This is a genomic window from Mycobacterium sp. NGS57, from assembly GCF_059812405.1.
On the sequence record NZ_JCALCP010000009.1, the window covers coordinates 86,195 to 106,374 of the forward strand.

Genomic DNA, 20,180 nt, shown 5'->3' on the forward strand with positions numbered 1-20,180 from the left:
CGGGCGACAGCCGACGCTGACATCCTGGTGTCGTGCGCGTTGCCATCGTCGCCGAATCCTTCCTGCCCAACGTCAACGGGGTGAGCAATTCGGTGCTGCGCATCGTCGAGCATCTGCGCCGCACAGGTCACGAGGCCCTCGTCATCGCGCCCGACAACCCGCGCGGCCGGCCCCCCGCCGACCGCATTCACGACGGCATCCGGGTGCACCGCGTGCCTTCCCGGATGTTCCCCGGGGTGACCACGCTGCCGCTGGGGGTGCCGATGCCCCGAATGCTCGGCGTGCTGCGCGGATTCGACCCGGACGTCGTGCACCTGGCTTCGCCGGCGCTGCTCGGCTACGGCGGGGTGCTGGCGGCCCGGCGGCTGGGCGTACCCACCGTCGCGGTGTATCAGACCGATGTCCCCGGATTCGCGGCGAGCTACGGCATCCCGATGACGGCGCGGGCGGCGCGGGCGTGGTTTCGCCACCTGCACAGCCTCGCCGACCGGACCCTGGCGCCGTCCAGCGCCACCATGGAAAAGCTTGCCGCCCAAGGATTCCCGCGGCTGCACCGCTGGGCGCGCGGGGTGGACGTAGCGCGGTTCGCGCCGTCGGCGCGCAGCGAGGAGCTGCGGCGGCGGTGGTCGCCGGCCGGCAAGCCGATCGTGGGGTTCGTGGGCCGGCTCGCCCCGGAGAAGCACGTCGAGCGGCTGGTCGCGCTGAGCGCCGACGATTCCGTGCAGCTTGTCGTCGTCGGCCACGGTGTCGACCGCCAGAAGCTGCAATCCGCCATGCCCACAGCGGTTTTCACCGGGACGCGCTACGGTGACGAGCTCGCCGCGGCGTACGCGAGCATGGACGTCTTCGTGCATCCCGGCGAGCACGAGACGTTTTGCCAGGCCGTGCAGGAGGCGCTGGCGTCGGGGCTGCCGGTGATCGCACCCGACGCCGGCGGCCCGCGCGACCTGGTCGCCCCGTACCGCACCGGGCTGCTGTTGGGAGTCGACGAGTTCGAGGCCCGGCTGCCCGCCGCCGTCGCGCACCTGCTCGCGGAGCGGCACCGCTACGCGCCGGCCGCCCGACGGAGCGTGCTGCACCGCAGCTGGCCGGTCATCTGCGACGAGCTGCTCGGCCACTACGAGGCCGTGCTTTACAGGCGCGCGGCGGCCGCCGCCTGATCCGGAAGGTAGCGTCTTTCGCGTGAGTCGCGCGGCGCTGGACAAGAACCCCCGGGACGTCGCGTCGATGTTCGACGGCGTCGCCCGCCGCTACGACCTCACCAACACCGTGCTGTCACTGGGCCAGGACCGGTACTGGCGGCGGGCCACCCGCGCGGCCCTGCGGATCGGGCCGGGCCAGAAGGTGCTCGACCTCGCGGCGGGCACCGCGGTTTCCACCGTGGAGCTGGCGAAATCCGGGGCCTGGTGTGTCGCCGCCGATTTCTCGGCCGGGATGCTGGGCGCGGGCGCGGGCCGCCGGGTGCCCAAGGTCGCGGGCGACGCGACCAGGCTGCCGTTCGGCGACGCGGTGTTCGACGCGGTCACCATCAGCTTCGGGCTGCGCAACGTGGTCGACCACCAGGCGGGACTGCGCGAGATGTTCCGCGTCACCCGCCCGGGGGGCCGGTTGGTGGTGTGCGAATTCTCCACGCCCACCAACGCGCTGTTCGCCACCGCCTACAAGGAATATCTGATGCGGGCGTTGCCGCGGGTGGCGCGGGCGGTATCGAGCAACCCCGACGCCTACGTGTACCTCGCCGAGTCGATCAGGGCCTGGCCCGACCAGCCCACGCTGGCGCACCAAATTTCGGCGGCCGGGTGGTCGGCGGTGCGGTGGCGCAACCTGACCGGCGGCATCGTCGCCCTGCACGCCGGCTACAAGCCGCTCTAGCGGGCTGCGCTTTGGTCCGCCAAAGTGCAACTACCGACACATCGCCCGAGAGAGGGTGTCGGTAGTTGCACTCTCGCGGCCATAAGCCGCTCTAGCGGCCGGCCGCTTGGACGAAGCCGACCTGGTTGGGGCAGTAGTGATCCACCGCGGCGCCCAGGAACTGCAACGCCTGGCCCTGGGTGGTGCCCAGCGGCAGGTTGTGCTGAATGAAGTTGGCCGACTTGTACGCGTCGCCGTCCACGCCGCGGCCGATCCGCTCGCAGCTGATCTTGGCCAGCCACGCGAGCTGGTCCTGCGGGCCGTAAACGCCGAAGTGGTTGACGGTTTGCTTGAACGTGTAGTCGTAGTCATCGGCCTGCGCGGGCGCCGCCAATGCGATAGCGGCGCCCGCCATGGCGATGAGCGAAGCCAGCCTCGAAGCCTTCATTAGCCGGACTATACACCTCACGCCAGGTGCGCGGAGAGTAACCAGGCGCCCACCGACTTGAGGCCGTTCGGCTCGTCGCGGAGGCCGGGGAACGGCATCTCCGGGGCGCCTTCGGGGAGCTTGGCGTAGATGCGGGCCGGCCTGATCTCGTCGACGGCCCAGTACCTGGACACGACCTCGCGCAGCTCGTCGGCGGTGACGGCGTTGATGGGGCCCTCGGGCACCGCGGCCTTGTCGAAGACCAGGACGTAGTACGAGGCGCCGGGTGCGGCCGCCCGCCGGATCGACTGCTGGTAGCCGTCGCGCAGCTCCACGGGCATGGAGTGGAACAGGGTGCTGTCGACGATGGTGTTGAACCGTCCGTCATACCCGGTGAACGAGCTGATGTCGGCCACCTCGAAGCTCGCGCTGCTCAGGCCGCGCCGCTCGGCCTCGCGGCGGGCCAGCTCGATGGCGGTCGGCGACATGTCCAGGCCCACCGTCGAGTGCCCCCGTTCGGCCAGCGCCAGGGAGATGGCGGCCTCGCCGCAGCCGACGTCGAGGACGTCGCCGTGGAACTTGCCCTGCTCGATCAGGGCGGCGAGCTCGGGCTGCGGGGCGCCGATGCTCCACGGCGGCCGCACCCCCGCGCCGAATTGGGCGGATTCACCGCGGTAGGCGGTTTCGAATTCGAAATCTAGTGGTTGGGTCATGCCCTCATTTATATCAACCGTGCTGATATATGTCAACAAGATTGATATAGTAGCCGAGCGACGGCCGCGTGCTTCCCGAAGTTGGCTCAGCTGAACGGCGTTCGGCGATCGAGCAGCCGGGACAGGCGTCCCCCGCCCCGCCACGCCCGCGCCACCCAGTCGGCGTCGTCGTCGGTGACCAGGTTGGCCATCACGCGCACGGCGATGCTCATCAGCCGCGTCGAGCGCATCGCGACCGGCCCCGTCGCGGGCAAAAACCGCTGGAACGTCAGCAGCAACGCCAGCCTGCGCGCGACCGAGAACCCGCGCGCATAGTGCTGCTGCAGCAGCGACGGCCAGACCTGCGACAGGTCGGGGCAATCCAGCAGTTCGGCGGCCAGCCGTCCCGTCTCCATGCCGTAGTCGATGCCCTCGCCGTTCAGCGGGTTGACGCAGGCCGCGGCGTCGCCGATCAGCATCCAGTTGGGCCCGGCCACCCCGGAGACGGCGCCGCCCATCGGCAGCAGCGCCGACGCCACCGCCCGCGGCTCGCCGGCAAAGCCCCACTCGTCGCGGCGCAGGTCGGTGTAGTAGGAGATCAGGGGCCGCAGCGCCAGGTCCGCGGGCCGCTTGGACGTCGACAGCGCGCCGACGCCGATGTTCGCCTCGCCGTTGCCCAGCGGGAAGATCCAGCCGTAGCCGGGCAAGACCGCGCCGTCGGGGGAGCGCAGCTCCAGATGCGACGTCAGCCATGGGTCGTCGCTCCGCGGGGTGGTCAGGTACCCGCGCGCGGCCACGCCGTACACCGTCTCCTGATGCCAGCGCCGCCCCAGCTTGCGGCCCAGCGTTGATCGGGCCCCGTCGGCGACGATCAACCGGCGGCACCCCACCTCGGTGCCGTCGGCCAGCGTCAGCGATGTCACCCGTCGCGACGAGTCATGATGGACGGCAACGGCTTTGGTGCCCAGCAGCATCCGTGCCCCGGAGTCCTCGGCGCACTTGCGGATCCGGTCGTCGAGCTCGAGGCGGGCCACCGCGCTGCCCGTCGACGGGAACGACGGCCCCGGCCAGTCGACCTCCACCTCGCCGCCGAAGCCACTCATCCGCAGGCCGCGATGGCGGATGCGGGTGTCCAGCCAGGCGCCCAGCCCCAGTCGTTCGACCTCGTCGACGGCGCGCGGGGTCAGCCCGTCACCGCACGCCTTGTCGCGCGGGAAGCCGGCGGAGTCGACGACGAGCACGTCGGTGCCGGCGCGGGCGGCCCAGGCCGCGGCCGCCGAACCCGCGGGCCCGGCGCCCACGACCACCACGTCGGCCCCGATCTTCATGCCCACCAGTATGTTGGTCGGGTGAGCACTCCGGCGACCGTGGTGGCGGGCATCGACTTCGGAGATGCCGAGTTGGCCGTGGCCGTGCGCGACGGTGTCGAGCGGATCGAGCAGCTCATGGAGACCGAGCTGCGCAGCGCGGACGCTGTGATGACCGACTCGCTGACCTACCTATTCAAGGCCGGCGGCAAGCGATTCCGGCCGCTGTTCACGGTGTTGTCCGCGCAGATCGGTCCCGACCCGGAAGCCGATGCGGTGACCATCGCCGGCGCCGTCATCGAACTGGTGCACCTGGCCACGCTCTACCACGACGACGTCATGGACGAGGCGGAGGTCCGCCGCGGTACGCCCACCGCGAATGTGCGCTGGGGCAACAACGTCGCGATCCTGGCCGGCGACTACCTGTTCGCGACGGCGTCGCGGCTGGTGTCGCGGCTGGGACCGGAGGCGGTGCGGCTCATCGCCGAGACCTTCGCCCAACTGGTGACCGGGCAGATGCGGGAGGGGCGGGGCGCTCCCGAGGGCGCGGATCCCGTCGAGCACTACCTGAAGGTGGTGTACGAGAAGACGGCGTGCCTGATTTCGGCGGCGGGCCGGTTCGGCGCCATGTTCTCCGGCGCCGAGGGCGATCAAGTGGAGCGGCTGAGCCGGCTCGGCGGCCTCGTGGGCACCGCGTTTCAGATCTCCGACGACATCATCGACATCGACAGCGACTCGCACGAGTCCGGCAAGCTGCCCGGGACCGACATCCGCGAGGGCGTACATACCTTGCCGATGGTCTATGCGCTGCGCGAACCGGGGGCGGTGCGGCTGCGCGAGTTGCTGTCCGGTCCCGTTCAGGACGACGGGCTGGTGGCCGAGGCGTTGACGCTGCTGCGGACCTCGCCCGGCATGGCCAACGCCAAGCAGTTCCTGACGCAGTATGCGGAGCAGGCGCGCCGGGAGCTGGCCCTTTTGCCCGACGTCCCGGGCCGCCGCGCGCTGGAGACGCTGGTCGACTACACGGTCAGCCGACACGGCTAGGGCGGCACGGAACCTTAGCCGGCGTTTGGGGCGTTGAATGGTCGACAATGAACGGATGTTCCTAGGAGGGCACCGATGACCTGGCATCCCCATGCCAACAGGCTGAAGACCTTCGCCCTGTTGGTCGGTATGTCCGTGTTGATCGTGTTGGTGGGCTCGCTGTTCGGCAGGACCGCGATGTGGCTGGCGGTGCTATTCGCGATCGGCATGAACGCCTGGACCTATTTCAACAGCGACAAGCTGGCCCTGCGGGCCATGCACGCGCAGCCGGTCTCCGAGTTGCAGGAGCCGGCGATGTATCGGATCGTGCGCGAGTTGGCCACCTCCGCGCACCAGCCAATGCCGAGGCTGTACATCAGCGACACCAACGCCCCCAACGCGTTTGCGACCGGTCGCAACCCGCGCAACGCCGCGGTGTGCTGCACCACTGGCATCCTCGGGATCCTCAGCGAGCGCGAGCTGCGCGCAGTGCTGGGTCACGAACTTTCGCACGTCTACAACCGCGACATCCTGATCTCCTGCGTCGCCGGCGCCATGGCCTCGGTGATCACCGCGCTGTCCTACATCGCAATGTTCTCCGGCGGCAACGATCGCGATGGCGAGAATCCCTTTGCGCTGCTGCTGGTTTCGTTACTGGGTCCGATCGCCGCGACCGTCGTCCGGCTCGCGGTATCCCGGTCGCGCGAGTACCAGGCGGACGAGTCGGGCGCCGTGCTGACCGGCGACCCGCTCGCGCTGGCCTCGGCGCTGCGCAAGATATCCGGCGGGGTCCAGGCCGCGCCACTGCCCCCGGAGCCGCAGCTGGCCAGCCAGGCGCACCTGATGATCGCCAACCCGTTCCGCGCGGGAGAGAAGATCGGGTCGCTGTTTTCGACGCACCCGCCGATCGAGGACCGGATCCGCCGGCTCGAGGAGATGGCCGGACGGTAGCGGCGGCGTAGAATCGGGGTTGGATGTTTCGATCTCGAACCGACCAACTACGAAAGCCGTTGATTGCAATGCCGGAAGCCAACTCAATGGATATTCACGAAGCCGGGCTGGCACTGGATCTGCCCGATTTGATCTTCGAGACACGCGCCGGTGCCGACATGAACCAGGCCCAGTTGGCCGAGGCGCTCGGCACCACGCAGGAGGCCGTCGCCGCCTGGGAGGCCGGGACCGAGGTGCCGCGGGTGGATGTGCTGGCCCGCCTTGCCCAAGTGTGTGGCAAGCGGTTGCACATCCGCATCGACGTCGACTGAGCGACGCTCCCCGCTGTCCGGCTTAAGGCAGGCGCCCAATTACGCGGCGGCCCCGGACCTTTCGGCTTCGACCAGCTCGGAGGTGTGCCGGCGGACAAGGTGACCCGTCTCGAACAACCCACGGATCCGCACCGTGCCGCCGGTCGCCTCGAACTGGCGCTGCCAGTCGCTGATCGCCTGGTGTGCGGCGTGATCGAGATAGTTGACCGAAAGTTCCACCGTCGCCTCCGATCCGGCCGGGACGGACGCCAGCACGCGCGTCAGCCGGGGCAGGGCGAGGAAGGTGCATGCGGGCCCCTCGATCAGCACGTGCCATTCATCGCCTACGGGCTTGGCTTCGATCTTGGCCCGGATCACCCGCCACCCGGTCAGCACGATGGCCAGGGCCAGCCCGATCAGCACGCCGTGCAACAGGTTGAGGAAGATGACGCTGACCGCGGTCACCACGTACACCGCGAGATCCCGCTGCTTCATTGCCGTTTCGATGTGTGCCGGCTTCAGCAGCTGAATGCCGATGACGATCAGCAGCCCGGCCAGCGCTGCGGTCGGGATTTCTTCGACCAGCCCCGCGAACGGAACCGTGAACAGCAGGATCCACACGCCGTGCATGAGCGCTGAGGCGCGGGTCTTTGCGCCCGCGTTGACATTGGTTGAGCTGCGGACGATCACGCCGGTGATCGGCAGCCCGCCGATCGTCCCCGAAACGAGGTTGGCGGTGCCCTGCCCGATCAGCTCGCGGTCGAAGTCGGTGCGCGGGCCGGTGTGCATCCTGTCGACCGAAACCGCCGACAGCAGGCTTTCGACGCTGGCGATGAGCGTGACGGTGATCACGCCGATCGCGACCGCGCCCCAGTTGCCGTGCGGAATGTCGGGCAACTGCAGCGCATCCAGCGGTGACCCATCGAGGTGGATGCGTCGCACCTGGAACGGCAAGACCACCGAGACGACCGTCACCCCCACGATCGCGACCAGGGGGCCCGGAATGAAGCGCAGTCGGCCCGGAACCCAACGCCAGCCGACCATGATGACGATCACCGCCACACCCAGCAGCACCCCGGGGCGGTGCGCTCCGATGATCTGCCCCGGTAGCCCAACGAGGTTGTGCCACGCGGTGCTCTTGGATTTCCCGCCCAGCAAGACGTGTGCCTGCTGCAGCGCGATCGTGATCCCGATGCCGGCCAGCATGGCGTGCACGACGACCGGTGAGATCGCCAGTGCCGCTCGCGCGACCCGGCTCAGTCCCAACAGGACCTGCAACACGCCCGCAGCGGCCGTGATCAAACAGGTTATCCCCCAACCGAATTGGGCGATCAGGTCGGCCACCACCACCGTCAGGCCGGCCGCGGGACCACTGACCTGTAGCGGTGATCCGCCGATGGCTCCGGCGATGATGCCCCCGACGATCGCGGCGATCAGGCCGGCGAGAACCGGGGCGTTCGACGCGATCGCGATCCCCAACGACAACGGAAGCGCAACCAGGAAAACCACCAGCGACGACGGCAGGTCGTGCCGGATGATCGACCGGATGCGATCGGTCTGTGATCCGTTGCGCCCCTGGCTGACCCCTTGATCGTCAAGCTGTGCGACGTTTTCGGTGTCTCGAACGTTTTGCATCGGCGTTTTCCCTCGTTGGTCTTAGCGGGGGATGTTCCGAATATTCGCCCCGGATTGCGCTGCGTCGGCGTAGCTCGTTGGCGCACAGACGATTACGACTGCGCGAATCGGCGGGTCACAGCCCGGCTACCTGGTACGACGGTATGGTCGGGCAAAGCGCGGGTCAAGCCGACAGGGCCCGGCCATAGCGAATCCAAATTTTTTCGTTACGTGCCGTTAAAGAGGCCGGTTCAGAAACCTGAGCCGTGGACCTCGTGTCCGGGCACCTCGGCGGCCAGGCCGTGATAGGCCTGTTCGACGGTCGAGCCGTGGTTGATCACCGCATCCACTTCGCGGGCGATCGGCATGTTCAGCCCGAACTCGTTGGCGAATTCCATGATCACGCTGGCCGCCTTGACACCCTCGGCGACCTGGTTCATCGAGGCGATGATCTCGTCGATCGGCTTGCCCGCGCCGAGCTGCTCGCCGACGTGGCGGTTGCGGCTGCGCTGGCTGGTGCAGGTGACGATCAGATCGCCCAGGCCGGCAAGCCCGGGGAAGGTGTCGGGGTTTCCGCCCATCGCGACGCCCAGCTTGGTCATCTCCCGCAGCGCACGCGCGATCACCAGCGCGCGGGTGTTTTCGCCGATTCCCAGCGAATAGCCCATCCCCACGGCGATGGCGAAGACGTTTTTCAGCGCGCCGGCCATCTCCACCCCGACGACGTCGTCGCTGGTGTACACGCGGAAGCGCCGGGTCCGGAACAGCCCGGACAGCCGGGTCGCCAGGTGCTGGTCGGGCATGGCCAGGACCGCGGCGGCGGCGTAGCCCTCGGCCACCTCGCGGGCGATGTTCGGCCCGGCCAGGATGCCCGCCGGGTGACCGGGCAGCAGCTCCTCGATGATCTGCGACATCCGCATGTTGGTGCCCTGCTCGAGGCCCTTGACCAGGGACACCACCGGCACCCACGGCCGCAGCTCCCTGCCCAGCTCGGTGAGCACGCCCCGGAAGCCGTGGGACGGCACCCCCATGACGACGACGTCGGCGGAGTTGGCGGCCTCGGCGAAGTCGGTGGTGGCGCGCAGCGTGTCGCTCAGGACGACGTCGTTGCCGAGGTATCGGCTGTTGCGGTGATTGTCGTTGATGTCCTTGGCGGTGGCCTCCGAGCGCACCCACTGCAGCGTCGGCGCGCGGCGCGCGCAGATGGACGCCACCGTGGTCCCCCACGAACCGCCACCGAGGACTACGACTCTGGGTTCGCGCTTGTCAGCTGCCATGGCGATCAGCGTATGCCCGCGCGGGTCTACCCGGCCAGCGCCGCGCGGTCGGGCACGCGGCCCAACACCATCGCCTCCTCGATGCGGTCGAACCGGTAATCGAGGGCGTCGGCGAGGTAGTTCTGCCGCACGTTCCACGGCCGCTTGGTGCCCGACTTGGGCAGCGCGTGCCCCGAGCGCTTCACGTAATTGGCCGCGATGTCCCAGGACGGTTTGACGTCCATCGGCTCGTCGCCGCGGTGCGGGTAGGCGTGCGTGTAGCCGTGGGAAGCCATGTGCGCCAGCAGTTTTGCCGTCGCCCGCGCGGTGATGTCTGCCCGCAGCGTCCACGAAGCGTTCGTGTAGCCCACACACCAGAACAGGTTCGGGACGTCTTCGAGCATGTGCGCCTTATAGACGAAGCGGTCACGGTGGTCGATCGCCACGCCGTCCACGCTGATGGCCGCCCCGCCCAAAGCCTGCAACTGCAGGCCGGTCGCGGTGACGATGATGTCGGCGTCGAGGTGCCCGCCGGATTCGAGCGCGATGCCGGTCTCGTCGAAGTGGTCGATGTGGTCGGTGACCACCTCGGCGCCGCCGTCGCTGAGGGCGTTGTAGAGGTCGGCGTCGGGGATCAGGCACATCCGCTGGTCCCACGGGTTGTAGCGCGGCTTGAAGTGGACGTCGACGGCGTAGCCGGGGGGCAGGCTGTTGATCGCCTTGCGTCGCAGCATCCGCCTCACCAGGCCCGGCGCCTTGCGGGAGAAGAAGAAGAACACCGCCTCCGTGAGCGCGCTGTACATCCGGATCACCAGGTGAGAGGGCTTGCGCGGCAGCAGTTTACGGGAGACCGCAGCCACCTTGCCGTACTTGGACGCCGAGATCAGATACGTCGGCGAGCGCTGCAGCATGGTCACTTTGCCGGCGCGTTCGGCCAGCGACGGGAGCAGCGTGACGGCGGTGGCACCGCTGCCGATGACGACGACCTTCTTGCCGCTGTAGTCGAGGTCCTCGGGCCAGTGCTGGGGATGGACGACGGTGCCGCCGAACCGTTCGATGCCGGGGAAGTCCGGGGTGTAGCCCTCGTCGTAGTTGTAGTAGCCGCTGGCGAAGAACACGAAGCGGCCGCGGTAGCTTCGTCGGGCACCGCCTTCTTCGTTGACGGTGACCGTCCAGGTGTCGGTGGACGAGTCCCAGTCCGCCGCGACGACATGGCTGTTGAACCGGATGTGACGGTCGATGCCGTACTTGTGCGCGGTCGCGGTCAGGTACTCGCGGATGTGTTCGCCGTCGGCCACGCCCTCCTTGCGGGTCCACGGCTCGAACGGAAACGACAGCGTGAAGATGCTGCTGTCGGAGCGGACCCCGGGATAGCGGAACAGGTCCCAGGTGCCGCCGATCTGCGCGCGCCGCTCCAGGATCGTGTAGGTCAGACCGCGGTTGCGCTCGGCGATGCGGTAGGCCGCGTCGATCCCGGAGATGCCCGCGCCGACGATGATGACGTCGAACTGGTCGTCCTGTGGACTCACGGTCATCGCGAACCTCGCTTACATCTGGGGTCTCATGATGCAGCCTAGATACTCGCCGGTGGGTCGGTTACAGCGGTTTCAGAAGAACATCCACGTGTAGCGGTGCGCACATGTCGATCAGCCACATTTGATCCGCGGCGCTGGCGAAGATGCGCGCGTGGGAGCTGTCCTGAGCGAACGCCCCCTTGGTCCCGCCGCATCTGTCGCCGAAGAAGACGTACGCCTTGGCGTTATTGCATAGTCGCGACATCCACACCATGCCGTCCACGCCGATCCCATGCGCGGCTTCGGCCCAGCGCACGGTGTCCGGATAGGTCGAGGCCGGGCTCGACGTCACGTCGTCGGCGGTGACCTGGAGGCGCCGCAATCCCATGCCGTGCAGGGCGGCGAGGCGAAGCTCGCGGGTGACCTTGATCAGGGCGAGCGCCGTGTGGGAGTACCTGTCGTAGGACAGCTCGCCCCCTTCGGGCGGTACGTTGTGCAATAGCGTTTCGGCGATCGCCGCCTCCTCGGTCTCCGCCGCGTACAAGATCGGTATCACCGGCTTACCGAAGAAGCCGAACCGGGTCGAAGCGCCGATACCAGGGTTGAACTCGGTAGGCGTGCGACTCGCCGTGAAGACGCGATACAGCAAATGTCCCGCGGGCAGTGTCTCGATGGCCGGGTCGAACGGGGTCGGCGGCCCTTTCACCACGAGATGGCCAAGTCCTCCGCAGCCACTGCGGCGACGCGGTCCGGGTCCTCGGTGAGGTGGTCTACCGGTCGATCCCCGTCGAAGTAGGTCGTCGGCGAGCACAGCCACTGCACGAGACCCGCCTCCGACCAGTCGTTGGCCTCCGCGATCTCGCGTAACCGGGGTATGACGGTGAGCGGCTGCCCGTCCGGTCCGAACTGGAACCCCGGATATGCGAGGTGGTTGCCCTGGCGCACGGCGAGCAACTGGTTGTTGCGTCGGGCGGTGGTGGCGAGGTTGCGCGGTGCGCGCGACCGCGACCCCATCCGTTTGCCGGCTTCGGTGCTGGTCAGCATGCCGAACTCGGCGGCGATTCGTGCGTAGAGGTTGTGTTCGGCTTGCACGGCCCGGGCGATAGCGGGCTCGGTGTACACGGCGACCGATGCGAGCGCGGCACCCACGGCTTGTGCGCTTTCGCGGATGCGCTCTGCTGCGGCCTCCAGGTCCTCAACAGTGGTCATGCAAGCGATTTTACATGCGTTTCGTGCATCTATACCGACTGCACGATCTGAACGTTACCGGTAGTTGACGAACTGCAGCGCCACGTCCAGGTCGGCCTGCTTGAGCATCGCGATGACGGCCTGCAGGTCGTCGCGCTTCTTGCTGGTGACGCGGACCTCGTCGCCCTGGATCTGGGTCTTGACGTTCTTGGGACCCTCGTCGCGGATCAGCTTGGTGATCTTCTTGGCGTTCTCGCTGCTGATGCCCTGCTTGAGGGTGCCGCTGACCCGGTAGGTCTTGCCGGAGGCCTGCGGTTCGCCGGCGTCGAACGCCTTCATCGAGATGTCGCGGCGGACCAGCTTCTCCTTGAAGACGTCGACGGCGGCCTTGACGCGCTCCTCGGTGGACGACGTCAGCTCGATCGCCTCGTCGCCCTTCCACGCGATCGTGGTGTCGGTGCCGCGGAAATCGAAGCGGGTGGCCAGCTCCTTGGCGGCTTGGTTGAGCGCGTTGTCGACCTCTTGGCGGTCGACCTTGCTGACGATGTCGAACGATGAGTCAGCCATGCGATCCGTCCCTTCATCCCGTTAGCCGTTTGTGCCTTGTCTACCCGCTCGTTGTAACCTGTCTGGCGGCAGGTTGCCCGAGCGGCCAATGGGAGCGGACTGTAAATCCGTCGGCTTACGCCTACACTGGTTCGAATCCAGTACCTGCCACCAAGGTGAGGGGCTTTTCGGCCCGCCGCCGCTTTTCCGATCGGGCGCAGTTGACTATTGAGCCATGCTCGTGTCCCGGCGACGGTCAGTCCGTGCTTCGCCACGTCACTCAGTAGGGGCTCACCGAGTTGTATCGGCCTGACGCTCACGCATCAGGGCGCGGGCGTTTCGCCAACGGAGAAAAGCGATCTCGGTGCGACTTGCGACGATGCCGCGAGATCGACCCGCTCCATCGCGCCGCGAAATGCCGAATTCACGGGCAGGGCGGCTTCGTGGTGGATCGGCGTCGCGGTTCTACGGTGCGGGCCGTCGATTTGAGATCCGAAGTCGTATTCGGGCGGATTGAGCAGCTGTGGCTCCCGGAAGGGGTCGTCCGGGCCCAACGGGTCGAAGTCGACGCTTACGACTTGGCTGCCGCCATAGCTGCTGGGCTCGATATCCACCAGCCGCGGCGGCCAGGCGGGGTCCGTATTCTTGCGGGCCGCGCCGCCGGGGCCCCTGCTGCCGGTGTCATCGTCGGGCGGAATCGGCACGTCCGGCGGGCGCACGTGCTGGCCCGTGCCGCCGGCGGCGGACTGGGCGGACGGCTGCGGGGCCGACGCCTGCGGGGCCGGCGTCTGCGGGGCCGGCGCCTGCGGTGATCCCGGTGCGGCCCCCGCCATCTGCTCGAGGTGCTGCCGCCACGCCGAGAGATAGCTGAACAATTGCTGCGTGTAGTCGCCCGGCGCGGGCGGCGTCGGCGCAACCGGTGCGGTGGGCGGCATGAACGGTACCGCGGGCGGCGTCATGAACGGCGCCGCGGGCGGCATGAACTGCCCTCCCGGCGGGATGAACGGCATCGCGGGCATCGGGGCGGTCGGGAACGGTTGTCCGGCCGTCATCGTCGTCCACTGTTCCAGCAGTTGTCGCCACGTCTGCAGATAGGCGAGCATCTGCTGGTTGTAATCGGTTGCGGGCATGAACATTTCCTGACCTCCAGCGGGTGGCGGGATAAACGACGGGGGGAGGGCGCAATCCAAGGGGTGCGGCAGCGACCGCTGGCAGTATTGCGAGTCGAGCGTGCGTAACACCCGGGTGTCGGCGGGCTCGCGGTTTTCGATGTCGAACACGTAGCAGTAGTCACCGGCCGGTGTCGGCATCCGAATCGGGCTCGACAGGCCCTGATCGAGGAAGCCGAAGGGAAAGTCCCAGTCGAGTGTGGTCTTCTTCCTGCGGTCGAGACCGCCGGACGCAACCCAGATGTAGTGGTCGAGGATGGCGTTGACGGCGTGGCGTCCCGACTCGCACGCAGACTCCATCGATGTGACCCGCGTGAAGGTCTTGTTCCACGTGCCCGCGAAGACCACCGAATTGTTGTGCACCTGATAGCCGCCGTGGCGGGCCTGCCAGACGTTGCGCTGCTCGAGATCTGCGAGCCACCAATCCTCCGGCGGTGCACTACTCCACGACGTCCCGTGCGGATTCCACGGGTCGCTGCTGGGGCGGTTGTTCCAGTCCCCGACGATGGGAACGAGGTACGGCGACTCGTTGCGAACCACGCGGCCCTGGCCCTGACCGGGTCCGGCGGCCATGATCAATCCGCGATCGAGCGCGTACCACGCGGGCCACGGCATGACCTCCTGCCCGACGGATCCGGGATTGCTGGTGAGCGCGGAAACGATCTGGCGCCACACCTCCGCGGCGATTTCGTCGGGGGTGCAATCGCGCGCCGCCTTGCCCAGGTGCGCGGAGGGAGTGTTGAAATCCCCGATGTCGACCGAGAGCACCGAGACGTGGCCGTCGCGGCCCAAAATCGGCTTCCTCTCCCACAATCCAGCCTGGTTGATCGACGACAGCGCCCAATCCGTGCCGGCGTACAGCATGTGTCCGCGGAGCAGCTGAAATTCCGTGTCGAAGTAGTACTGGATGCCGCACAGCGTTTGGAATCGGTCCCAGGGCACCCGTCCCGTCTCCGCCAACGAGTACGGATCCCGCCGCCGCGTGGGCCGGGTCGCGGCGGGCTGCAGCGGACCGTCGGGCGGGGGAGGAGAGGTGGCAAAACCGTCCAGCCCGGCCACGGTGCCGCCGGTACCCGCCGCGCGCAGCGCGGTGGTCATGTACTCGGCCGCGGGGGCGTCGACGGCGACGACCGTGTAGTCCGGGGTCACCCGCGTGCCGTCGGCCAACGTGATCCGCACGCGGGGCCGCAGATGGGGTGGCTGGGTCGGATCGGCGGTGAGCGGGTCGAGGCGGGTCGCCGCGTTGCGGACGAAGCACACCCCGAGCGCGACGAGGTGGCGGTACCAGTGGTCGAACCACGACTCGGTGGTGGGTCCGTTCAGTACCCCGTCGGCCTTGTTGTCGCGACGGTCCATGTTCAGGTACAGCTGCAGATCGGTGCTGAGGTTGGTGCGCGCGTCCCCCCAGACCGAGTCGAGAGCGACCAGAACCCTTGGCATCGAGCGCAACAGCTCGGTGCAGCGTGGCGAGTAGGAGAACCTGTTGGTTCCGGTCTGGTTGTCGTGTCCGACCAAGAAGTCGTAGGCGGACACGTTTTGCAGCTCCCGCGCGCGTCGCAGGGGACTGGTGACGAGGTAGCGCAGCAGCCTGCTCAGGTAGGTAGCGACGTCACTCGCTGTGAAGCCCAATGTCGTTATTTGACTGAGGATTCCGAGAAACTCGGCGGGGCTGCGTGGCAATTCGCGAGGAAAAACCAGCGACGGCTTGCCCCCGACGGTGGAGCCCTGGGTGACGACCCGCCGGACGTTGTCGTAGATGGTGCGCGGCGTAGGCGTCCAACATGCTGTGCCGTCGGCCGCGTGCGTGGGCTGGTAGACGGGGATGCGCTGGAACATGTCCCAGATGTGCAAGTAGAACGCCGGGAAGAAGCGGAAGCCATGTTCGCCCGCAACCGCTCGACGGGGGTCGTGAGGCCGGCCCCGCCGATCCGGGAACGGGCGCAGTTCGGCCTGGCTTCCGTCGCGCGTTCCCACCGTCGAGTACTGGGACGCGGCGAGGCCACCGAGCTTGACGGGTGGGTACGTTCCCGCCGGCGCGGTGTCCAGTCCGTTGCGCTCGTCCGATCGGGGCTCGTACACCGTGACGACGAACCCGCGCTCCGCGAGCTCGTGGGCGGCGGTGAGGCCGGCGATCCCGGCCCCGAGGACCGCCACGGTGGGGCGCCGGCCGCGGGACGCCGGCGTGCAGATTTGCTCGTTCATGGCGCCCCCGACCGCAACTCGGACAGCAGACCGGGCTGCGTGGACGCCCGGACCGCGGCGTGCACATATGCCAGCAGCGAGTCGTGCGCGCGCTGGACGTTGTCGAGGGAACCGTGAACCCCAACCGTGCCCGCCTCGGCCGCCGCGCCCAGCGTCACCCGGGCGTCGAGCAGGTCGAGGATGGTGACTCGTGACGTGGCGATCCGGACCCCGGGCGTCTGCGCCGCACCGTCGGATACGTGAAGCCGATCGCCGCCGCGAAGTGAGAACACCTCGCCGTCGACGTCGAGTTCGACCACCATGGGGCCGATCCGTGCGAGTAGCAAACGGTAACTTTCGGGCACCTCGTCCGCCAGGTGCTCGACCGAGCGCCGCAACAGCGACGAAATCCGTTCAGCCATGGAAAAACTCGAATACACCGGTACCGACGAACTGGAAGTCCTCACCCTTGACCGTGCCGCTTGCCCGGACGGTACCGTCTGCTTCGCAGAGCACGGTCGATCCGTCGAGGCACACTTCGCTCGGCTGCGCCAGACGGGCATAGGAACGCGCACGGAACTCGGCGTGCACCCGGTCGCCCGCCCGCGCCGCGGTGATGTCGAAGCGTTCCGGCACGCCGGGCGCCTCGCCGTCCAGCACTAGCCGCATCGGGGGCGGCAAGGTGCAGTCCGCCGGGCGGGCGAGCGGGCCGTCGGTTCGCGTCTGCACCGCCGCGTGCCGGAAGATCGCCGCGGGCTCGTCGTGGTGCCACACGTAGAGCGCCCGGGATAGGCAGCGCAGCCGGCTTCGGTCGGTCGTCTGCAGGAAGACCATCGACCACGGGTCCAAGTGGTCGGCGGGCAGAATGGTGCCCCACGTCCAGCCGAAGTCGCCTCCCCACCAGAACCGGCCCCAATTGTGGTCGTGATAGGCGAGGTCGCTTTCCATCCGGTGCTCGCGGCCGCCGATTCGTAGCCATCCTTCGGCGCGCAGCCTCGGTACGAAGAGCCAGCTGACCCGGCCATCGCCCAGTGGTTGGTTGCGGGCCACGAATGGCCGGCTGGCCGAGCTGAAGTGCAATTCGCCGTGAATGCCCTTGTCGGGCAGGCCGATTATTACGCGGTAGCCCTCGGGTAGCACGGTCATGCGGTTGTCACCGGCGGTCAGCTCACCCAGATCGGCCGAGACGTTCAGCGCACGGTCGTCGAAGCGCTCGATGGCACCGGTCCAGCTGTCGTCGTGAGCGATGACGATGACGCGTGGCGTGAGCCGGAATTCACCCGTGCCGGACGCTTCATTGGTGACACTGAAGTTGATCAAGAGCCGGAAGTCTCGCCCGTGAACGACGAAGTGGTGCCACTCCTTGAAACCCGGGGGCCGGGCACTGGCCAGCACCGGGGCGCGGAGGAAGTCGCTGCGCGCGAGCACTGCGCTCATCGCAGCCACCGTCGAGTCGAGGGGGCTGACGCCACTGGGTTCGCTCGTGCGGCAGCGGTATTGGCGAGTCGTTCGATCGCCGCACCGATGCTCGCCAGCCCGAGCAGGGCGTGCACGAAGTCGTCCGGGTCGCGGGAACTTCCGGATCGGTGGGCACCATCGGCGGCCAGGGTGTGGACCACCCCGGCCAGCCCGGCGAGGCCAAGCAGATAGCCGATGAAATCGGCCTGGTCGGCGAGGGCTTCGCGCGGATCGGTCAGCGTCATACGAACCCCTCGGGGCGCAGGCGATCCAGGACGGAATCGTCGAGACCGCCGCCGATGACGGCGTCGGCCACCAGTTCCGCCCAGGCGTCGGGACTGGCATTGGGCGCGGCGGGGCCGTCAAGGACGTTGAGGCTCACCATCTCCCAGACGCGCCGCAGGTTCTCCACCGCTTCGGACGCCACCAGCCCGTCGCGCAGGCGCGCCCCGCGGGGCGTGTCTGCGTAACGGCGGCCCTCGGCAACGAGCAGGTCGTGCAGCCCGCGGGCGGCCGCCGGGTTGCCCAGGACCGCACGCCGCGCGCCGAGAAGGAGGTCGAACACGGACCGCTCCTTCTGGCCGGCCTCGTCGGAAGGAGCGGGGTGCAACCCCGGCGCCTCCCGCTCGACGAGGTCGAGAGTGAGCTCGCGGATCCGCTCGAGCTCGGCCAGCATGCCGAGCAAGGCTTCGGGATGCCGGGGGGTCATCGGGTCCGCCCGTGCACGTAGTCCACGAGGTCGGCCAGCACGTCTCGGTGGCGGCTGGGTGGGAACCAGTCGAGACCTGCGAGCACGCTGGCCGCCTTCTGGGCATGCCCCGCGGCCACATCCCGCGCGTGCTTGAGCGAGCCGACGCGGCGCATCAATTCGTAAAGCCAATGAATATCGTTGAGGCTCTTGGATTCCGAGTGATGGTGCCCCCGCAGGCGAGCCTCGATCTCCATCCGGCCGGACTGGGACAGTTCGCCGCGGGCGGTGAGCCGATCGAGCAGTTGGGTCAGCCCCAACTCGCCGTCGGCGTCGGGCCGGCGCTTGGACAGGACCTGCACGGCGCGATCCCGGTCACCCGGTTCGGCGCACCGCAACGTGTGCAACAGCATCAGGGTTCGCTTGCCCTCCCACAGGTCGCCGCCGATCTCTTTGCCGTACTCCTCGGGATCTGCCCGCAGGTTCAGCAGGTCGTCGGTGATCTGAAAGGCCGCCCCGAGATGCCTGCCCAGGGACTCTAGTGGCGCCATCCTCGCGGGTCCGGCGCCGGCCGCGATCGCGCCGGCCTGCAGTGGTGTGATGAACGAGTACCAGCTGGTTTTGAGTTCCACCATCCTGAGGTAGTCGGCGTCCTCGAGCCGCCAGGCGTTCGACCGGACCCACTCGAGCTCGACGGCCTGGCCGTCGACGGTCAGCCGGGTCATCGTGGCGACGGCCCGCAGGATGCGTAGGGCGGCCCCGAGCCCTATGCGCTCGACGTTGTCGAGCAGGGGCTGCAATGACAGCGACAGCATGGCGTCGCCGACGTTGACGGCGATCGGGACGCCGTGGTCGATGTGCAACGTGGGTTTGCCTCGCCGCCACCAGGATTCGTCTTCGATGTCGTCGTGGATGAGAAATGCGTTGTGGTAGAGCTCGAGCGTCGCGGCGGTCGGCAGTATCGCCTCGAGATGACCGCCGAGACCGAGGCAGGTCGCGATGCTCAGTGTCGGCCGCAGCGCCTTTCCGCCGCGCAGCGGGTAGTCGAGGATCAGGTCATACAGACCGTTGGATCCGCGCTCGCCCGGGCCGTACAGCCGGTCGATCTCGCCGTCGCAGGCCTCCTTGCACAGCGCGAGATACTCGTCGAGCGGATTGCCGGCCGTCGGGTTGATACCGCCGCCGAGTCGGTCAGGCGTGGCTGATAGCAGCGAGGCCTGCAGCATCCGTGACCCTTGTCGCATAACGGATCCGGGCGTAGAGCTCGATTGCGGCCCCGGTGATTTCGCCGGCGACCTCCAGGCTGGGGAAAAGGCTGACCGCGAGGTCCACCGGTTCTTCGCCGGGCGACGCTTCCGCCGCCGCGCCGTGGGGGATCCGCCGCCGGCGGCCGATCACGAGCAAACGGGTCTTGGGATCGGGCGGGTCGACCGCTTCGGCCCGGTGTAGCGCGTTGATGTTCGCCACCTGCATCAGTTGCTGAAGGATGTTGACGTACCCACTGACGAACTCGTTGAGCTTCTTGAGCCCATCGGTGTTGGTGACCAGGCAGGACGGCGCCCGATACCCGGCATTTTCGATGGCCACCCGGGCGTCGAGCAGCGGATCTTGCAGGTCCTTGGGGGTGATGGTTGCTTTCGTGATGCTCGTCAACGTCGCCTTCCCATAGACATACGGGAGGACGTCGGCGTCGACCTGCTGGGCGAGGTCCTTCGCCGCCGCCATGACCGCGGTGAGGAGCGCGTCGGGGGTCGGCGCCATCGCCTGCGCGACTGAGATGTCGATCTTCGACGACTTGACTTGCAATTGCACAACACCCGGAGGCGAAAGGATGCCGTCGGAGACCCAGACCTGGCCGGGGTCACCGGTGTCCCAGTGCGGGATCGTCTGCCAGGCAATGCTGCACTGCGAGAACGTCTCTTTGACTGCCTGGTTGGCAACGGCCAACCGCTCAGCGTTCAGGTACATCGGTGGACCCTCCTGACTGTCGCCCAAATCATGGCAGACGAGGTCAGCAATGGAATA

21 protein-coding genes, 1 tRNA gene and 1 pseudogene are annotated in these 20,180 nt (G+C 68.1%); 6 read left to right on the plus strand and 17 right to left on the minus strand.

Annotated elements, in window-relative coordinates; genetic code table 11:
- Positions 1-32: 32 nt before the first annotated feature.
- A complete protein-coding gene (locus AC5Y43_RS18125) occupies positions 33-1,160 on the plus strand; it encodes a glycosyltransferase family 4 protein (protein ID WP_499974696.1) in 1,128 nt (375 codons plus the stop codon).
- 22 nt (positions 1,161-1,182) lie between these two features.
- The gene (locus AC5Y43_RS18130) at positions 1,183-1,872 is read left to right on the plus strand and encodes a demethylmenaquinone methyltransferase (protein ID WP_499974697.1); all 690 of its coding nucleotides are present in this window, start codon (positions 1,183-1,185) and stop codon (positions 1,870-1,872) included.
- A gap of 91 nt (positions 1,873-1,963) precedes the next feature.
- On the opposite strand, the gene AC5Y43_RS18135 is transcribed toward AC5Y43_RS18130, so the two are convergent.
- The 3 genes from AC5Y43_RS18135 to menJ form a co-directional block, all read right to left on the minus strand.
- Positions 1,964-2,299: a DUF732 domain-containing protein gene (locus tag AC5Y43_RS18135; protein WP_499974698.1), complete on the minus strand. Its 336-nt coding sequence runs from the start codon at positions 2,297-2,299 to the stop codon at positions 1,964-1,966.
- 17 nt (positions 2,300-2,316) lie between these two features.
- Entirely contained in the window at positions 2,317-2,991 is a 675-nt protein-coding gene (locus tag AC5Y43_RS18140) for a class I SAM-dependent methyltransferase (RefSeq protein WP_499974699.1), read from the minus strand.
- Between the two features lie 86 nt (positions 2,992-3,077).
- Entirely contained in the window at positions 3,078-4,298 is a 1,221-nt protein-coding gene (menJ, locus tag AC5Y43_RS18145) for a menaquinone reductase MenJ (RefSeq protein ID WP_499974701.1), read from the minus strand.
- 21 nt (positions 4,299-4,319) lie between these two features.
- Here menJ and grcC1 point away from each other — a divergent pair, with 21 nt between their 5' ends.
- The 3 genes from grcC1 (at position 4,320) to AC5Y43_RS18160 (ending at position 6,562) form a co-directional block, all read left to right on the plus strand.
- Positions 4,320-5,321 carry a nonaprenyl/(2E,6E)-farnesyl/geranylgeranyl diphosphat synthase gene (grcC1, locus tag AC5Y43_RS18150; RefSeq protein WP_499974703.1) on the plus strand — a complete coding sequence of 334 codons (1,002 nt, stop codon included), beginning with the start codon at positions 4,320-4,322 and terminating at the stop codon, positions 5,319-5,321.
- A 75-nt stretch (positions 5,322-5,396) separates the two neighbouring features.
- The gene (gene htpX / locus AC5Y43_RS18155; protein WP_499974704.1) at positions 5,397-6,251 is read left to right on the plus strand and encodes a zinc metalloprotease HtpX; all 855 of its coding nucleotides are present in this window, start codon (positions 5,397-5,399) and stop codon (positions 6,249-6,251) included.
- Positions 6,252-6,274: 23 nt separating this feature from the next.
- The gene (locus AC5Y43_RS18160; RefSeq protein WP_499974707.1) at positions 6,275-6,562 is read left to right on the plus strand and encodes a helix-turn-helix transcriptional regulator; all 288 of its coding nucleotides are present in this window, start codon (positions 6,275-6,277) and stop codon (positions 6,560-6,562) included.
- A 39-nt stretch (positions 6,563-6,601) separates the two neighbouring features.
- Here the strand turns inward: AC5Y43_RS18160 and AC5Y43_RS18165 are convergent, their stop codons facing one another.
- From AC5Y43_RS18165 to AC5Y43_RS18190, 6 genes are all read right to left on the minus strand, one after another.
- Positions 6,602-8,176 (minus strand): SulP family inorganic anion transporter, encoded by a 1,575-nt coding sequence (locus tag AC5Y43_RS18165; RefSeq protein WP_499974708.1) that lies wholly within the window; start codon positions 8,174-8,176, stop codon positions 6,602-6,604.
- Between the two features lie 230 nt (positions 8,177-8,406).
- Complete coding sequence (locus AC5Y43_RS18170) at positions 8,407-9,432, minus strand: NAD(P)H-dependent glycerol-3-phosphate dehydrogenase (protein ID WP_499974709.1); 1,026 nt, start codon at positions 9,430-9,432, stop codon at positions 8,407-8,409.
- A 26-nt stretch (positions 9,433-9,458) separates the two neighbouring features.
- Positions 9,459-10,946, minus strand: coding sequence for a flavin-containing monooxygenase (locus tag AC5Y43_RS18175; protein WP_499974711.1), 1,488 nt, complete (start codon positions 10,944-10,946; stop codon positions 9,459-9,461).
- Positions 10,947-11,007: 61 nt separating this feature from the next.
- The gene (locus tag AC5Y43_RS18180; RefSeq protein ID WP_499974713.1) at positions 11,008-11,574 is read right to left on the minus strand and encodes an RES family NAD+ phosphorylase; all 567 of its coding nucleotides are present in this window, start codon (positions 11,572-11,574) and stop codon (positions 11,008-11,010) included.
- Positions 11,575-11,627: 53 nt separating this feature from the next.
- Positions 11,628-12,134 carry a hypothetical protein gene (locus AC5Y43_RS18185; protein WP_499974715.1) on the minus strand — a complete coding sequence of 169 codons (507 nt, stop codon included), beginning with the start codon at positions 12,132-12,134 and terminating at the stop codon, positions 11,628-11,630.
- Between the two features lie 54 nt (positions 12,135-12,188).
- Entirely contained in the window at positions 12,189-12,680 is a 492-nt protein-coding gene (locus AC5Y43_RS18190; RefSeq protein WP_499974716.1) for a YajQ family cyclic di-GMP-binding protein, read from the minus strand.
- Positions 12,681-12,747: 67 nt separating this feature from the next.
- Between AC5Y43_RS18190 and AC5Y43_RS18195 the strand changes: the two genes are divergently transcribed.
- Positions 12,748-12,833: transfer RNA gene (locus tag AC5Y43_RS18195), tRNA-Tyr, on the plus strand.
- A gap of 8 nt (positions 12,834-12,841) precedes the next feature.
- Here the strand turns inward: AC5Y43_RS18195 and AC5Y43_RS18200 are convergent.
- The 8 genes and pseudogenes from AC5Y43_RS18200 to AC5Y43_RS18235 all read right to left on the minus strand — a co-directional run.
- Positions 12,842-12,955, minus strand: a pseudogene (locus tag AC5Y43_RS18200) (nucleotidyltransferase domain-containing protein); the annotation flags it as partial.
- A gap of 27 nt (positions 12,956-12,982) precedes the next feature.
- On the minus strand, positions 12,983-16,030 hold the full coding sequence (locus tag AC5Y43_RS18205; protein ID WP_499974718.1) for an FAD-dependent oxidoreductase: 3,048 nt from the start codon (positions 16,028-16,030) through the stop codon (positions 12,983-12,985).
- The gene (locus AC5Y43_RS18210; RefSeq protein WP_499974719.1) at positions 16,027-16,431 is read right to left on the minus strand and encodes an SCP-2 sterol transfer family protein; all 405 of its coding nucleotides are present in this window, start codon (positions 16,429-16,431) and stop codon (positions 16,027-16,029) included. Before AC5Y43_RS18210 ends, AC5Y43_RS18205 begins: the two co-directional genes overlap by 4 nt.
- On the minus strand, positions 16,424-17,446 hold the full coding sequence (locus AC5Y43_RS18215; protein WP_499974721.1) for a hypothetical protein: 1,023 nt from the start codon (positions 17,444-17,446) through the stop codon (positions 16,424-16,426). Before AC5Y43_RS18215 ends, AC5Y43_RS18210 begins: the two co-directional genes overlap by 8 nt.
- Positions 17,443-17,712 (minus strand): hypothetical protein, encoded by a 270-nt coding sequence (locus AC5Y43_RS18220; protein ID WP_499974722.1) that lies wholly within the window; start codon positions 17,710-17,712, stop codon positions 17,443-17,445. Before AC5Y43_RS18220 ends, AC5Y43_RS18215 begins: the two co-directional genes overlap by 4 nt.
- Entirely contained in the window at positions 17,709-18,176 is a 468-nt protein-coding gene (locus AC5Y43_RS18225; RefSeq protein ID WP_499974724.1) for a hypothetical protein, read from the minus strand. Before AC5Y43_RS18225 ends, AC5Y43_RS18220 begins: the two co-directional genes overlap by 4 nt.
- Positions 18,173-19,381 (minus strand): polyprenyl synthetase family protein, encoded by a 1,209-nt coding sequence (locus AC5Y43_RS18230; protein ID WP_499974726.1) that lies wholly within the window; start codon positions 19,379-19,381, stop codon positions 18,173-18,175. Before AC5Y43_RS18230 ends, AC5Y43_RS18225 begins: the two co-directional genes overlap by 4 nt.
- On the minus strand, positions 19,347-20,123 hold the full coding sequence (locus AC5Y43_RS18235; RefSeq protein WP_499974728.1) for a hypothetical protein: 777 nt from the start codon (positions 20,121-20,123) through the stop codon (positions 19,347-19,349). The genes AC5Y43_RS18230 and AC5Y43_RS18235 overlap by 35 nt, the downstream gene beginning before the upstream one ends.
- Between the last annotated feature and the right edge of the window lie 57 nt (positions 20,124-20,180).

Coding starts and splice junctions, on each gene's coding strand:
- AC5Y43_RS18135 (WP_499974698.1), bottom strand. CDS start 2,299: ATGAAGGCTTCGAGGCTGGCTTCGCTCATCGCCATGGCGGGCGCCGCT.
- AC5Y43_RS18140 (WP_499974699.1), bottom strand. CDS start 2,991: ATGACCCAACCACTAGATTTCGAATTCGAAACCGCCTACCGCGGTGAA.
- menJ (WP_499974701.1), bottom strand. CDS start 4,298: ATGAAGATCGGGGCCGACGTGGTGGTCGTGGGCGCCGGGCCCGCGGGT.
- htpX (WP_499974704.1), top strand. CDS start 5,397: ATGACCTGGCATCCCCATGCCAACAGGCTGAAGACCTTCGCCCTGTTG.
- AC5Y43_RS18160 (WP_499974707.1), top strand. CDS start 6,275: ATGTTTCGATCTCGAACCGACCAACTACGAAAGCCGTTGATTGCAATG.
- AC5Y43_RS18165 (WP_499974708.1), bottom strand. CDS start 8,176: ATGCAAAACGTTCGAGACACCGAAAACGTCGCACAGCTTGACGATCAA.
- AC5Y43_RS18170 (WP_499974709.1), bottom strand. CDS start 9,432: ATGGCAGCTGACAAGCGCGAACCCAGAGTCGTAGTCCTCGGTGGCGGT.
- AC5Y43_RS18175 (WP_499974711.1), bottom strand. CDS start 10,946: ATGACCGTGAGTCCACAGGACGACCAGTTCGACGTCATCATCGTCGGC.
- AC5Y43_RS18185 (WP_499974715.1), bottom strand. CDS start 12,134: ATGACCACTGTTGAGGACCTGGAGGCCGCAGCAGAGCGCATCCGCGAA.
- AC5Y43_RS18190 (WP_499974716.1), bottom strand. CDS start 12,680: ATGGCTGACTCATCGTTCGACATCGTCAGCAAGGTCGACCGCCAAGAG.
- AC5Y43_RS18205 (WP_499974718.1), bottom strand. CDS start 16,030: ATGAACGAGCAAATCTGCACGCCGGCGTCCCGCGGCCGGCGCCCCACC.
- AC5Y43_RS18210 (WP_499974719.1), bottom strand. CDS start 16,431: ATGGCTGAACGGATTTCGTCGCTGTTGCGGCGCTCGGTCGAGCACCTG.
- AC5Y43_RS18215 (WP_499974721.1), bottom strand. CDS start 17,446: ATGAGCGCAGTGCTCGCGCGCAGCGACTTCCTCCGCGCCCCGGTGCTG.
- AC5Y43_RS18220 (WP_499974722.1), bottom strand. CDS start 17,712: ATGACGCTGACCGATCCGCGCGAAGCCCTCGCCGACCAGGCCGATTTC.
- AC5Y43_RS18225 (WP_499974724.1), bottom strand. CDS start 18,176: ATGACCCCCCGGCATCCCGAAGCCTTGCTCGGCATGCTGGCCGAGCTC.
- AC5Y43_RS18230 (WP_499974726.1), bottom strand. CDS start 19,381: ATGCTGCAGGCCTCGCTGCTATCAGCCACGCCTGACCGACTCGGCGGC.
- AC5Y43_RS18235 (WP_499974728.1), bottom strand. CDS start 20,123: ATGTACCTGAACGCTGAGCGGTTGGCCGTTGCCAACCAGGCAGTCAAA.